The organism is Cupriavidus sp. UYPR2.512 (assembly GCF_000379565.1).
In the GTDB taxonomy this organism is placed as follows: Bacteria; Pseudomonadota; Gammaproteobacteria; order Burkholderiales; family Burkholderiaceae; genus Cupriavidus.
Map to the genome: position 1 here is coordinate 245,142 of NZ_KB902853.1, position 14,011 is coordinate 259,152.

The 14,011-nt window shown below is 67.6% G+C and carries 11 protein-coding genes; all 11 read right to left on the reverse strand.

The window, feature by feature from the left end:
• Window positions 1-79: 79 nt before the first annotated feature.
• Window positions 80-754: a leucine efflux protein LeuE gene (gene leuE / locus A3A5_RS0103815; protein WP_018309312.1), complete on the reverse strand. Its 675-nt coding sequence runs from the start codon at window positions 752-754 to the stop codon at window positions 80-82.
• A 36-nt stretch (window positions 755-790) separates the two neighbouring features.
• Window positions 791-1,927 carry a glutamine-hydrolyzing carbamoyl-phosphate synthase small subunit gene (gene carA / locus A3A5_RS0103820; RefSeq protein ID WP_026200427.1) on the reverse strand — a complete coding sequence of 379 codons (1,137 nt, stop codon included), beginning with the start codon at window positions 1,925-1,927 and terminating at the stop codon, window positions 791-793.
• Window positions 1,928-2,260: 333 nt separating this feature from the next.
• Window positions 2,261-2,671, reverse strand: a complete 411-nt coding sequence (locus A3A5_RS0103825) for a RidA family protein (protein ID WP_018309314.1) — start codon at window positions 2,669-2,671, stop codon at window positions 2,261-2,263.
• A 46-nt stretch (window positions 2,672-2,717) separates the two neighbouring features.
• Window positions 2,718-3,143, reverse strand: a complete 426-nt coding sequence (locus A3A5_RS0103830) for a thioesterase family protein (protein ID WP_018309315.1) — start codon at window positions 3,141-3,143, stop codon at window positions 2,718-2,720.
• Complete coding sequence (locus A3A5_RS0103835) at window positions 3,140-4,828, reverse strand: AMP-binding protein (protein WP_018309316.1); 1,689 nt, start codon at window positions 4,826-4,828, stop codon at window positions 3,140-3,142. Before A3A5_RS0103835 ends, A3A5_RS0103830 begins: the two co-directional genes overlap by 4 nt.
• 59 nt (window positions 4,829-4,887) lie before the next feature.
• Entirely contained in the window at window positions 4,888-6,057 is a 1,170-nt protein-coding gene (locus tag A3A5_RS0103840) for an acyl-CoA dehydrogenase family protein (RefSeq protein ID WP_018309317.1), read from the reverse strand.
• Between the two features lie 6 nt (window positions 6,058-6,063).
• Window positions 6,064-6,915: an enoyl-CoA hydratase family protein gene (locus A3A5_RS0103845; protein WP_018309318.1), complete on the reverse strand. Its 852-nt coding sequence runs from the start codon at window positions 6,913-6,915 to the stop codon at window positions 6,064-6,066.
• A gap of 34 nt (window positions 6,916-6,949) precedes the next feature.
• Window positions 6,950-7,753: an SDR family NAD(P)-dependent oxidoreductase gene (locus tag A3A5_RS0103850; RefSeq protein WP_018309319.1), complete on the reverse strand. Its 804-nt coding sequence runs from the start codon at window positions 7,751-7,753 to the stop codon at window positions 6,950-6,952.
• On the reverse strand, window positions 7,750-10,104 hold the full coding sequence (locus tag A3A5_RS0103855; RefSeq protein ID WP_018309320.1) for a bifunctional salicylyl-CoA 5-hydroxylase/oxidoreductase: 2,355 nt from the start codon (window positions 10,102-10,104) through the stop codon (window positions 7,750-7,752). Before A3A5_RS0103855 ends, A3A5_RS0103850 begins: the two co-directional genes overlap by 4 nt.
• 172 nt (window positions 10,105-10,276) lie before the next feature.
• On the reverse strand, window positions 10,277-12,169 hold the full coding sequence (locus tag A3A5_RS0103860; RefSeq protein WP_018309321.1) for a propionate--CoA ligase: 1,893 nt from the start codon (window positions 12,167-12,169) through the stop codon (window positions 10,277-10,279).
• Window positions 12,170-12,324: 155 nt separating this feature from the next.
• Complete coding sequence (locus A3A5_RS0103865) at window positions 12,325-14,004, reverse strand: transglycosylase SLT domain-containing protein (RefSeq protein ID WP_026200428.1); 1,680 nt, start codon at window positions 14,002-14,004, stop codon at window positions 12,325-12,327.
• Between the last annotated feature and the right edge of the window lie 7 nt (window positions 14,005-14,011).

Genomic DNA, 14,011 nt, shown 5'->3' on the forward strand with positions numbered 1-14,011 from the left:
CTTTATGGGCCGGCCCGCCTTGCCTGCGGACCGCGCCGGTAATCAGGGAATCCGTCAGGATTCAAAAATATCGTCTTGCTCAGTTCATCGTGGCCGACGCCAGCTTGGCGCCGAAGCCGATGAACATCGCGCCTACCCCGCTGGCCATGCCGGCCGACAGCCTGCGGCGGCGCCGGAACGCTTCGGCCAGCTTCGCGCCCACGAAGATGATCGTGGTCAGGTAGGCAAAGCTGAAGAACTGGCAGACCACACCCAGCGCGGCGAACGACAGCACCGGGTAAGCGAAGGCCGGGTCGACAAACTGGATGAAGAACGAGATGAAGAACAGGATCGCCTTCGGGTTCAGCAGGCTTATCAGCAGCGCCTTGCGGAACGGGTCGGACTGGTCCGGCGCGGCTGCCGGCACCGTCGCCGCCGCGGCCTCGCCGCGTGCCGCCCAACTGCGCAGCGCGCCGCGCAGCATGTTCAAGCCGATCCACGCCAGGTAGGCCGCGCCGATGTACTTCACCACGTAGAACAGCGCCGGGCTGGCCTTGAGCAGCGAGGCCACGCCCGCCGCCGACAGCACCATCAGCATGAAGTCGCCCAGGAACACCCCGCACGCGCCCTTATAGCCGGCGCGCACGCCGCGCTGCGCCGCCACCGACAGCACGTACATCGAGTTCGGCCCCGGCAGCAGCACGATAAAGATCGTGCCCAGCACATAGGTCCAGAAATCGGTGATGCCGAAAGCGGTATGCATGAAGGCGTTCATGGGATGTCCCTGTGTCTGCGCTGTTCCCGGCTGCGCTTACTTGCGCGCGTCGGTCATCAGCTGGATAAAGCGGTCGAACAGGTAAGCCACGTCGTTCGGGCCGGGCGAGGCTTCCGGGTGACCCTGGAAGCAGAAGGCCGGCTTGTCGGTCAGCGTGAAACCCTGCAGCGAGCCGTCGAACAGCGACTTGTGCGTGACGCGCACGTTCGACGGCAGCGTGTCGGCGTCCACCGCGAAACCGTGGTTCTGCGACGTGATCACCACGCGGCCATCGTCCAGGTCCTTGACCGGATGGTTGGCGCCGTGGTGGCCAAACTTCATCTTCAGGGTCTTGGCGCCGACGGCCAGGGCCATGATCTGGTGGCCCAGGCAGATGCCGAAGGTCGGGATTCCGCGCTCGATGAACTCGCGCGTGGCGGCGATGGCGTAGTCGCACGGCTCGGGGTCGCCGGGGCCGTTGGACAGGAACACGCCGTCCGGATTCAGCGCCAGCGCGTCGGCGGCGCTCGCCTGGGCGGGCAGCACCGTCACCTTGCAGCCGCGTTCGGCCAGCATGCGCAGGATGTTGTACTTGACGCCGTAGTCATAGGCGACCACGTGGAACTGCGGCTGGTCCTGCTTGCCATAGCCTTCGCCCAGCTTCCACTCGGACTGGGTCCACTGGTACGGCTCCTTGACCGAAACCACCTTGGCCAGGTCCATGCCGGCCAGGCCGGGGAACGAGCGGGCCAGGTCAATGGCCTTCTGGACATTGTCTTCGCCGGCCAGGATGCAGCCATTCTGGGCACCCTTTTCGCGCAGGATACGCGTCAGCTTGCGCGTATCGATGCCGGCGATGGCCACCACCTTTTCCTGCTTCAGGTAGTGGGCAAGGGTGTGCTCCTTGCGGAAATTCGAGGCCAGGATCGGCAGATCCTTGATGATCAGGCCGGCGGCATGGACTTTCGTGGCTTCGACATCCTCAGGATTGACCCCGTAGTTACCGATATGCGGATACGTCAGCGTGACGATCTGCCGCGAGTAACTCGGGTCGGTGAGGATTTCCTGGTAACCGGTGATGGCGGTGTTGAACACCACTTCACCGATGGTATGGCCGGAAGCGCCAATGGAATAGCCACGAAAGACCGTGCCGTCTGCTAGCGCGAGAATGGCGGACGGAAAAGACGGTAACACGGGTAGGCTCCTGCTGGACTCACCCCGTGACCGACCAATCGACGCCTCGTGCCTCCCAGGCTGGATCCGTGACGGCGGCAGCGGCGTTGCGCCGATGCGGTCGGATCCGGTCGCGACCTGCTCCTTGCGTCACATTGAATGCGGACAGCAAAGGCGGCGCGGATGGGGGCGGCGGAAGGTGGAAAGCGGTTGGCGCTAGGGTGAAGGGTTCTGAAAGCGAAACTTTCGAATTATATCCCGCGCCACCCAATTTCTCAAGTTTTCAAGGACTTGCATGCGGCAGGCGGCGGCGCCACCATGCCGCCGGCCACCGTCCTGCCCGTGCCTGCTACGTTACGCCTGTGGCGGCACGACCGCCGTGACCTCGATTTCCACCTTGGCGCGCGGCTCCACCAGGTCCGCGACCTCGACCGCCGTCATCGCCGGGAAGTGGCGGCCGATGATGGCCCGGTAATGCTGGCCGATCGCGCCATAGGCGCCGACATATTCCGCCTTGTCCTTCACATACCAGGTCATGCGCACGATATGCTCGGGCAGCGCGTCGCCTGCCGCGAGCACGGCAACCACGTTGCGCAGCGCCTGCGCCACCTGCAGGCCGAAGTCGTCGGTCTCGAATTCACATTTGCCGGTCCAGCCGATCTGGCCGCTGACAAAGAGCAGGCGGCTTCCGACCTGCATTTCGGTCATGGTGCCGTTGGCGTAGCCACGCGGGGGCGCCCAGTCGGGCGGCTGCAGGATCTTCATGGTGCTTTCCGGTTGATATCTGTATGAGTGGATGAAATTCCTGGATTCAGGCCGTGGCGACCAGGTAGGCCGACATGGCCTCGCGCACGGCTTCGGGAAGCGGCTGCGGGGCAATCGAGCCGGTATCGACGCAAACCAGCCGCTGCGTCACTTCCATGCGGGTATCGTCATGCGGGCCGGCGAAGCGGATCGCGAGCGTAAAGCTCGACTGACCCAGCTTCAGCACGCGCAGTTCGCGCGTCAGCACCTCGCCCAGCCGGCTGGGCGCCAGGAAGCGGCACTCCAGCTCGGCGGTGGGCACGCCGGCGCGGCCCTCGCCGTGCATGACATCGAAGGGCCAGCCCAACGCCTCGCCGAACCAGTCTTCGATGAAGTCGTTGAGCATCTCGAAATAGCGCGGGTAGAACACGATGCCCGCGGCGTCGCAGTGCTTGAAGCGCACCAGCACGGTGCTGCGGAACACGGGGCTCATGGCTTCCCCGCGCCGTTGTTGTTACGACCGTTGCCACCGCTGCCCTGCTCCGCCATCTGGCGCAGCCGGAAGCGCTGCAGCTTGCCGGTCTCGGTGCGCGGCAGCGCCGGCACGAACACAATGCGGCGCGGATACTTGTAGGGCGCGATCTGGCGCTTCACGTAGTCCTGCAGCGCGGCGCGCGTGGCGTCGTCCGGTGCCGTGCCCTCGCGCAGCACCACATAGGCAGTGACCACCTGCCCGCGCTCATCGTCGGGCGCCCCGACCACGCCGCATTCGGCAACCGCCTCGTGCTGCATCAGCGCACTTTCCACCTCCGGCCCGGCGATGTTGTAGCCAGCCGAGATGATCATGTCGTCCGAACGCGCCTGGTAGAAGTAGTAGCCGTCCTCGTCGACGAAAAAGGTGTCGCCCGGCAAGTTCCAGCCCGCCTTCACATAGTTGGACTGGCGCGGATCGTCCAGGTAGCGGCAGCCGGTCGGCCCCTGCACCGCCAGCTTGCCGACCTGCCCCGGCGGCAAGGGCTGCATGTTCTCGTCGACGATCTGCGCGACATAGCCCGGCACCACCCGCCCGATCGCGCCCGGCCTGACCTCGGCGCCGGCGCTGGAGATAAAGATATGCATCATCTCCGTGCCGCCGATGCCGTCGGTCATCTCGATGCCGGTGGCCGCCTTCCAGCTCTGGCGCGTGGCGTCCGGCAGGGCTTCGCCGGCCGACACGCTCTTCTTCAGGCTGGACAGGTCATAGCGCGGCGCCAGCGTTGCCATCTGCCGGTAGAAGGTGGGCGCGGTAAAGACGATGGTGGCGCGGAAATCCTGGATCAGCCCGAGCAGCGTCTCTGGCGTCAGCTTCTCGGCCAGCACGGCGCTGGCGCCGATGCGCAGCGGGAAACACAGCATGCCGCCCAGCCCGAAGGTGAACGCGATCGGCGGCGTGCCGCAGAACACGTCGTCGGGCTGCGGACGCAGCACGTGGCGCGGGAACAGGTCGCACATCGCCAGCACGTCGCGATGGAAGTGCATGGTGCCCTTGGGCTGGCCGGTGGTGCCGCTGGTAAAGGCGATCAGGCAGACATCGTCGCTGGCGGTGTCGCAGGCATCGAAGGCGTCCGGTTTGCCCGCTATCGCCGCCTCCAGCGAACCCTCGCCTTCACCGTTGAAGTACAGCGTGCGCGCCAGGCTCGGGCAATGGAATTCGCCGCCGGCCTGCTGGTTGGCATCGAGCTCCTCGCGCAGCCGCGCATCGCACAGCGCGGCACCGACCTGCGCCTTGTCGATGATCTGCTTCAGCTCCTTGGCGCGCAGCAGCGGCATGGTCGGCACCGCAACCAGGCCCGCCTTGAGCGTGGCCAGCCAGCTGGCCGCCATCATCAGGTTGTTGGGCCCGCGCAGCAGCACCCGGCTGCCGGGCACCAGTTGCATGTCCTCGACCAGCACACGGGCGATGCGGTTGACCAGCGCCGCCAGCTGCGCATAGGTCACCGTCTCGATCTGTCCGTCGCGGCGGTGACGAATGGCGATGCGCTCGCCGCGGCCTTCGCGCACGTGGCGGTCTACCAGCTCCACCGCGGCGTTCATCCGCTCCGGGTAGTCGGTATCGGCATTGAAGCGGAACACCGGCCACATATCGGGCGGCGGCAGGCGGTCGCGCGCGAAGGTATCGAGGTGGGCTGTGGTCGCCATGGCTTGTCTCCTGTCTGCTCTGTATCGGTACGGCAGTTCGTGGGCAGCTCGCGGGCGCGTCAGGCTTTGCGCCCGGCCAGCGTCTCGCGCGCAATGATCAGCTTCTGCACTTCGGTGGCGCCTTCATAGATGCGCAGCGAGCGGATCTCGCGGTACAGGCTTTCCACGCGCGTGCCGACCTTGACGCCCAGGCCGCCGAACATCTGCACCGCGCGGTCGATCACCTGCTGGGCGTTCTCGGTCGCCACCATCTTGGCCATGGCCGCCTCGCGCGTGGTGCGCTGGCCCTTGACATCGCGCAGCCAGGCCGCGCGGTAGGTCAGCAGCGCCGCGGCGTCGATCGCGGTGGCCATGTCGCCGATGGCGGCCTGCGTCAGCTGCAGGTCGGCCAGCACGCCACCGAACATCGGGCGCGCGCAGGCGCGCGCCAGTGCATCGTCCAGCGCGGCGCGGCCAAAGCCCAGCGCCGCCGCCGCGACCGAGGCACGGAAGATGTCGAGCGTCATCATCGCCACCTTGAAGCCCTGCCCCGCTTCGCCCAGCCGGTTGCCCACGGGCACGCGGCAGTTGTCGAAACGCAGCGTGGCGAGCGGGTGCGGCGCCATCACGTCGATGCGCTCGGCGATGGTCAGGCCTGGCGTATCCGCATCTACCACGAAGGCGGAGATGCCGCGTGCGCCCGGCGCCTCGCCGGTGCGCACGAACACGCAGTAGAAGTCGGCAATGCCGCCGTTGGAAATCCAGGTCTTGGCGCCGTCGATCACATAGTGGCTGCTGTCGTCCGACAGCCGTGCGCTGCATTGCATGGCGGCCACATCGGAACCGGCCTCCGGCTCGGACAGCGCAAACGCGGCAATCGCCTCGCCGCGGGCCACGCGCGGCAGGTAATGTGCGCGCAGCGCATCGCTGCCGGCCAGCGAGATCGCGCCCGAGCCCAGCCCCTGCATGGCAAAGGCAAAATCGGCCAGGCCGTCATGGCGCGCCAGGGTCTCGCGCAGCAGGCACAGCGAGCGCGAATCCAGCGCCGGCAACGCGCCGCCGTGCGCGGCTGGCACGCAATAGCGCAGCCAGCCGGCCTCGCCCAGCTGGCGCACCAGCGCGCGGCAGGCGGCGTCGGTATCGCTGTGGTCGACTTGGAGGTGTTGCCCGCACCAGGCGTCGAGTTCGCGCTCCAGTGCGCGGTGCGCGTCGTCGAACAGCGGCAGGTCGAGATAGGTCTTGTCGGACATGGCGCTTCAGTCCCCTTCGAACACCGGCTTCGTCTTGGCGACGAAGGCCTCGTAGGCGCGGCGGAAGTCGCGCGTCTGCATGCAGATGGCCTGGGCTTCGGCCTCGGCCTCGATGGCCTCGTCCAGCCCCATGTTCCATTCCTGGTGCAGCAACTTCTTGGTCACGCCGTGGGCAAAGGTCGGGCCGGCGGCCAGTTGCGCGGCCAGCGCCTGCGCCTGCGCCAGCACCGCTTCGGACGGATGCAGCGCATTGAAGAAGCCCCACTGCAGCCCCTCTTCCGCGCTCATCGAGCGGCCGGTGTAGAGCAGCTCACTGGCGCGCCCCTGCCCGATCACGCGCGGCAGCAGCGTGCACGCGCCCATGTCGGCGCCGGCCAGGCCGACGCGCGTGAACAGGAACGCGGCCTTGGCCTGCGCCGTGCCCAGGCGCATGTCGGAGGCCAGCGCCATCATCGCGCCGGCACCGGCGCAGATGCCGTCGACCGCGCTGACCACCGGCTGCGGGCAGGCGCGCATGGCCTTGACCAGGTCGCCGGTCATGCGCGTGAAGTCGAGCAGCTCAGGCATGGTCATGCGCGTGAGAGGCCCGATGATCTCGTGCACGTCGCCGCCCGAGCAATAGTTGCCGCCGGCGCCCGTCACCACCACCGCCTTGATGTCGCCGGCATAGCACAGGCCGCGGAACAGGTCGCGCAGCTCGGCATAGGAATCGAACGTCAGCGGGTTCTTGCGCTCCGGCCGGTTCAGCGTCACGGTGCCGACCTTGCCGTCGCCGGACACCGACCACAGGAAATGCTCCGGCTGGTAGCCGGCAAAGCTGCGCTTGTGGTGGCGCATGTCGAGTGCGATCTCTGTCATGGTTTCTCTCGTTGTCTGTTGCAGTCGGCGAGGTTCAGCCCGCCATCACTTCGCCGCCGGCCACGGGGATCGCCTGGCCGGTGATCGCGGCCGCGGATGGCTGGCACAGCCAGGCCACCGCGTCGGCCACTTCCTCGGGCTGCACCAGCCGCCGTTGCGGATTGCGTGCGGCCAGCTCGGCGCGCGCCTGTTCCTCGGTGCGGCCGGTCTTGCCGACGATATTGGCCACCGCGTCGCGCACGATGTCGGTTTCGGTATAGCCCGGGCAGACCGCATTGACGGTCACGCCCTTGGCCGCGGTCTCCAGCGCCAGCGCGCGCGTCAGGCCGATCACCCCATGCTTGGCCGCGCAATAGGCACTGACATAGCCATAGCCTGCCAGCCCCGCCGTGCTCGCCACATTGACGATGCGGCCCCAGCCGGCCGCGAGCATCGCAGGCAGCGCTGCCTGCGTGCACAGGAAGGTCCCAGTCAGGTTTACATCCAGCATGCGCTGCCACAGCGCGGCGTCGGTCTTCAGGAACGGTGCGCTGTGTGCCTGGCCGGCGTTGTTGACCAGCATCGACACCGGCCCGGCCTGCTCAGCGGCGGCGGCAAAGGCACGTGCCACACTGTCGGCATCGGCAATATCGGCCGCGACAAAGGAGACTACGGCGCCCGCGGGAGCAACCTCACGCAGCGCTTGCACGGTCGCCTGCAACGCACCGGCATCGCGGCCCAGTAGCGTCACGCTGGCGCCGTCGGCCAGCAGCCGCCGCGCGATTGCCGCGCCGATGCCGCGCCCGCCGCCGGTGACCAGCGCGTGGCGCCCTGACAGTGAACCCGTGCTGCGCGTCATCCCTGCTTCTCCTGCGCCGCGGCGCGTTCCAGGTTGGTTTCCAGTTGCCGCTTGCCGGCCTGGTACTGCTTGGGCCAGGCGATATCGCGATAGCCGATGCGCGCCGCTTCCTGCAGCGTCCAGGCCGGGTTGGCCAGGTGCGGCCGCGCGATCGCGCACAGGTCGGCACGGCCCGCGGCGATGATCGAGTCGACGTGGTCGGCCTCGAAGATCGCGCCCACGGCAATGGTGGCGATGCCGGCTTCGTTGCGGATGCGGTCGGCAAACGGGGTCTGGTACATGCGGCCGTAGACCGGAGCCTGATCCGGGCTGACCTGGCCCGACGAGCAGTCGATCATGTCGGCGCCGGCGGCCTTGAAGGCGCGTGCGATCGCCACCGCGTCATCCGGGGTGATGCCGCCTTCAACCCAGTCGTGGGCCGAGATACGCACCGACATCGGCTTGTGTTCCGGCCACACCGCGCGCACCGCGGCAAAGACCTCCAGCGGGTAGCGCAGCCGCGCGGCCAGCGAACCGCCATAGTCGTCTTCCCGGGTATTGGTCAGCGGCGAGATAAAGCTCGACAGCAGGTAGCCGTGCGCGCAGTGCAGCTCCAGCCAGTCGAAGCCGGCCTCTGCGGCGCGGCGCGCGCTGGCGACGAAGTCATCGCGCACGCGCTCCATGTCCGCGCGCGTCATCTCGCGCGGCGTCTGCGATTCGCCCGGCAGGTAGGGCAGTGGCGAGGCCGAGATCACTGGCCAGTTGCCTTCCGGCAGCGGATGGTCCATCGCCTCCCAGCCTAGCTGCGTCGAGCCCTTGCGGCCCGAATGGCCGATCTGCATGGCGATGCGCGCATCGCTGTTGGCATGCACGAAGTCGACGATGCGGCGCCAGGCGTCGCGCTGCGCGTCGTTCCACAAACCCGGGCATCCCGGCGTGATGCGCGCATCGGGCGACACGCAGGTCATCTCGGCCACCACCATGCCGGCGCCGCCCAGCGCGCGCGAGCCCAGGTGGACCAGGTGGAAGTCGCCGGGCACCCCGTCGGTGCACGAGTACATCGCCATCGGCGACACCACCACGCGGTTCTTCAGCGTGACGCCGCGCATGCGGAACGGCGTGAACATCGGCGGCAGCGGCTCGCGCTCGCGCAGCTGCAGGCTTTCCGGTTGCACGCCGGCCTGCCGCGCCAGCCAGTGTTCGAACTGCGCCACATAGTCCGCATCGCGCACGCGCAGGTTCTCATGCGAGATGCGCTGCGAGCGGGTCAGCAGGGAATAGGCGAACTGCTCCGGCGGCAGGCTGCCCGCGTAGCGCTCGACGTTCTCGAACCATTCGGTCGAGTTGCGCGCCGCGTTCTGGATCTTCAGCACTTCCACGCCGCGCGTGGCTTCATAGCGCGACAATGCGTCGGGCAGGCCGTCATGACCCCTTCCACGGATTTCTTCGGCGAGGTCAATGGCATCTTCCAACGCCAGCTTGGTGCCCGAACCGATCGAGAAGTGCGCGGTGTGCGCGGCATCGCCCATCAGCACCACCGGCACGCGGCGGCCGTCGGGCAAGGTGTTCCAATGCACCCACTGGCGGCAGATCACGCGGGGGAAGCGGATCCAGATCGCCGAGCCGCGCAGGTGCGCCGCATTGGTGATCAGCTTGTTGCCGTCGAGGTAGCGCGCGAACAGGCGCTCGCAGTAGGCCACGCCCTCTTCCTGGCTCATCTGCTCGATGCCCGCGGCGCGCCAGACGGACTCCGGGGCCTCGACGATAAAGGTCGAGGTGGTGTCGTCAAAGCGGTAGGCGTGCGCCTGGAACCAGCCGTGCTCGGTCTTCTCGAAGGCAAAGGTAAAGGCGTCGAACAGCTTGTGCGTGCCCATCCAGACAAAGCGGCACTGACGCGTGTCGATGTCAGGCTGGAACGTGTCGGCGTAGCGGGTGCGGATGCGGCTGTTCAGGCCGTCCGAGGCGATCACCAGGTCGGCCTGGTATTGCATCGCCAGCGCCTGGTCGTCGGAAACGTCGGTCTCGAACACCAGCTTCACGCCCAGCGCCTCGCAGCGCGCCTGCAGGATATTGAGCAGGCGCTTGCGCCCGATGCCGATAAAACCATGGCCGCCGGAGCGGATGGTGCGCCCGCCGATATGGATGTCGATATCGTCCCAGTGGTTGAAGGCCGCGTTGATCTCGGCGGCGCTGACCGGGTCGGCCTCCTTCAGGTTGTCCATGGTGGCGTCAGAGAACACCACGCCCCAGCCGAAGGTGTCGTAGGGCCGGTTGCGTTCGACCACGATGACCTCGTTGGCCGGATCCTGCAGCTTCATCAGCAGTCCGAAGTACAGGCCTGCCGGGCCACCACCAATACAAAGCACTCGCATTTGTCGCCTCCTGCCGGCTGCGCCGGGCACTTTGCCCAGGGCCCACACCGCCATCTAGATGATGTCTAAATATTTTATGCTTGAAATATTAGACTGCATCACAGCCGATAGCAAGGGTGAAATGCGGAGTGCCTCGCAAGGCACCCACACCGCCACGCTCTCAGCCTGCCATCTAGCCCTTCAGCGCCGCCTGCAACTGTTCCAGCGCACCCGGGTCCTCGATCGTGGTCAGGTCGCCGGGGTCGCGCCCTTCAGCCACCGCCTGCATGGCGCGCCGCAGCAACTTGCCGGAGCGGGTCTTGGGCAGCGCATTGACAAAGAATACGCGGGCCGGCCGCGCCACGGCACCCAGTTGCTGCTCCACCGTCTTCATCAGTTCGCCTTCCAATGCCAGCCTCGCTTCGGCCGTGGCCGTGCGCGCCGGATCGCGGGCGATGCAGAAAGCCATCGCCACCTGCCCCTTGAGCGCGTCCTGCACGCCCACCACCGCCACCTCGGCCACGGCGGCGTTGGACGACAGGCTTTCTTCGATCTCGCGGGTGCCCAGTCGGTGGCCGGCTACGTTGATCACGTCGTCGGTGCGGCCCAGGATAAAGACGTAGCCGTCGGCGTCGCGCACGCCCCAGTCGAAGGTGGAATAGCACATCCGGTTCGGCACCGCCTGCCAGTAGGTGCGCACGAAACGGCCATCGTCGCCCCAGACCGTGCTCATGCATCCCGGCGGCAGCGGGCCGTCGATGGCGACCACGCCCTTCTGCCCCGGCGGGCATTCCGCGCCGGTGTTCTCGTCGACGATCTTCAGGTCGTAGCCGTAGGCCGGCACGCCGGGCGAGCCCAGCTTGGGCGGCAGCGCCTCGATGCCGCGCTGGATCGCGAGGATCGGCCAGCCGGATTCGGTCTGCCAGTAGTTGTCGACCACCGGCTTGCCCAGGCCATCCTGGATCCAGCGCGCGGTGGGCTCGTCCAGCGGCTCGCCGGCCAGGAACAGCAGGCGCAGGCTGGACAGGTCGTAGCGGGTCAGCCAGGCCGGATCCTGCTTCTTCAGCACGCGGATCGCGGTCGGCGCGCTGAACATCAGGTTGACCTTGTAATCCTGAACCAGCCGCCACAGGATGCCGCCGTCGGGGCGGATCGGCGTGCCTTCATACATCAGCGTGGTCATGCCGGCCAGCAGCGGGCCATAGACGATATAGCTGTGCCCCACCACCCAGCCGATGTCCGACGCGGTGAACATGGTGTCGCCGGGCTTGCCGCAGAAGATGTATTCCATCGAGGTGGCCAACGCCACCGCATAGCCGCCGGTATCGCGCTGCACGCCCTTGGGCTTGCCGGTGGTGCCGGAGGTGTAGAGCACGTACGACGGCTCGCTCGATTCCAGCCACACGCACGGCACCTGTACGCCGGCCACGCGCTCGCGCCAGGCGGCATAGTCCTCATCGCGGCCCTCGGTACGGGGCATTTGCGCCAGTTGCCGGTCCACCAGCAGCACCTTCTCGGGCTGGTGCGACGAGAGCCGGATGGCCTCGTCCAGCAGCGGCTTGTACGGCACCACCTTGCCGGCGCGCGAGCCGGCGTCGGCGCTGACCACCACGCGCGGCCGGGCATCCTCGATGCGCGCGGCCAGGCTGACCGAGGCAAAGCCGCCGAACACCACCGAATGGATCGCGCCGATGCGCGCGCACGCCAGCATGGCAAAGGCGGCTTCCGGGATCATCGGCATGTAGATCAGCACGCGGTCGCCCTTCTGCACGCCCAGGCCCTGCAGGACCGCGGCCATGCGGCTGACTTGGTCGTGCAGTTCGGCGTAGGTAAAGGTGCGGGCCTGGTCGGTCTCGGTCGAGACCCAGTGCAGCGCCGGCTGGCTGGCGCGGGCCGCCAGGTGGCGGTCGACCGCGTTGTGGCACAGGTTGGTGCGCCCGCCGACGAACCAGCGCGCAAAGGGCGCGCGGCTGTTGTCGAGCACCTGGCCGAACGGGGTTTCCCAGTCGATGCGCGCCGCCTGTTCGGCCCAGAACCCCTCGGGGTCGGCGAGCGAACGGGCATGCACGGCATGGCTTGCCGTCATGTCTGTCTCCTCCGCATCTGCGGTCATTGGGATGATGACCGTAGTTTGCCACCGGCGCGGGTGCGCGTGGACAGTGTTTCGACAGGTGCGCCGCGCAACATGAAAAAAGGGGCGTGCCGACGGCATCGCCCCTTCCTGCGCGGTGCCAGCTGCCGTCAGCGGGCCTTGGCCCCCTTGGCGCCGGCCTTGGCCGACGCCTTGACGGTCGGCCCAGTCTTGGCCTCGCGGGTCACGCGCGCCGGCGCCGCCTTGTCCGTGCGCCGCGACGGGGCCTCGACCGTGACGCGCTTGCGCGGTTCCGCCTTGCCTTTGGCCGACACCCGCACGATGCCGCCCTTGCTGCCCCTTTCCGCGCGATCAGCATGATCAGCGCGCTCGGCACGATCGGCTTGCTCGGCCCGCGCCGCCCGCACCGCGCCGGCGCCGCGCACCGGCACCATCAGCACCAGGCTTTGCCCCGCGACCAGCTTGGTGCCCGCCAGCTTGTTCCACGACTGCACCTGCCCCGCCGAGACACCATAGCGCCGCGCCACCGAGGTCACCGTATCGCGCCGGCCGGCGCGCACCACCACCCGGCGCGCATCCGGCAGGTCGGGCTCCATCGCCAGCATGGCGCTGTCGGCCAGGCTGGCGCTGATATCCTGGTCGTGGCGGCCCGAGCGCGGGATCATCACGGTGGAGCCCGCCTTTAGCCGCATGCCCTTCGGGATGCTGTTGATCTCGCGCAGCGTATCGGCGTCGACATTCAGGCGCGCCGCCAGCGACTCGACACGCTCGCGGCCGTCCACTGTCACCGCCGCCCAGCTTGACAGCCCGCCACGATAAGTATTCAGGTTGTACTGGAAGCGCTCGGCGTTATCGAACGGCAGCAGGATCTGCGGGTTGGACGCGCCCAGGATCACCGGCCGGTTGAACGACGGGTTGAGCGCCTTGAACTCCTCCACCGACATGTCCGCCAGCTTGGCCGCCAGGTTCACGTCGATATCGCGCGAGGTGGTCACCGTGACAAAGTACGGGTGGTCCGGGATCTCGGGCAGCTTGACGCCGTACGCGGCGGGGTTGGCGATGATGTTCTTGACCGCCTGCAGCTTCGGCACGTAGTTGCGCGTCTCGTTGGGCATGGGCAGGCTGGCGTAGTCGGTCGGCAGCCCGCGCGCCTGGTTGCGCGCAATCGCGCGCGACACCGCGCCCTCGCCCCAGTTGTATGCCGCCAGCGCCAGGTGCCAGTCGCCGAACATGTCATAGAGCCGCGCCAGGTAGTCCAGGGCGGCGTCGGTCGAGGCCAGCACGTCACGGCGCTCGTCGCGGAACATGTTCTGCTTCAGGTTGTACGACTTGCCCGTGCTCGGGATGAACTGCCACATGCCTGCCGCCTTGGCGCTGGACTGCGCCTGCGGGTTGAACGCGCTCTCGACGAACGGCAGCAGCGCCAGCTCGGTCGGCATCTTGCGCCGTTCCAGCTCTTCTACGATGTGGTACAGGTAGCGGCTTGAGCGCCCGACCATCCGTTCCATGTATTCCGGCCGCTGCGCATACCACTGGGTGCGGTCATCGACCAGCGTGCCCTCCAGGTCCTGCATGGCAAAGCCGCGCCGGATGCGGTCCCAGATGTCGTTGGACGGGCCGCCCAGCCAGTTCAGGCCGCCCTGGTCGACATTGATTGTGGAAGCGGAAGACAGCGCCGATTTGTCGCTGAGCGAGTTGAGCGGATCCTGGCGCTTGGCGGTCTGGGCGGTCGCGGCGCCATTGGCGCCATCAGGCGGCGTGGGGGTGCTGGCGCACGCTGCAAGCAGCGCGGCGCACGCGACCACCGCCAGTAATCGACCAATTTTCATTAAGTTC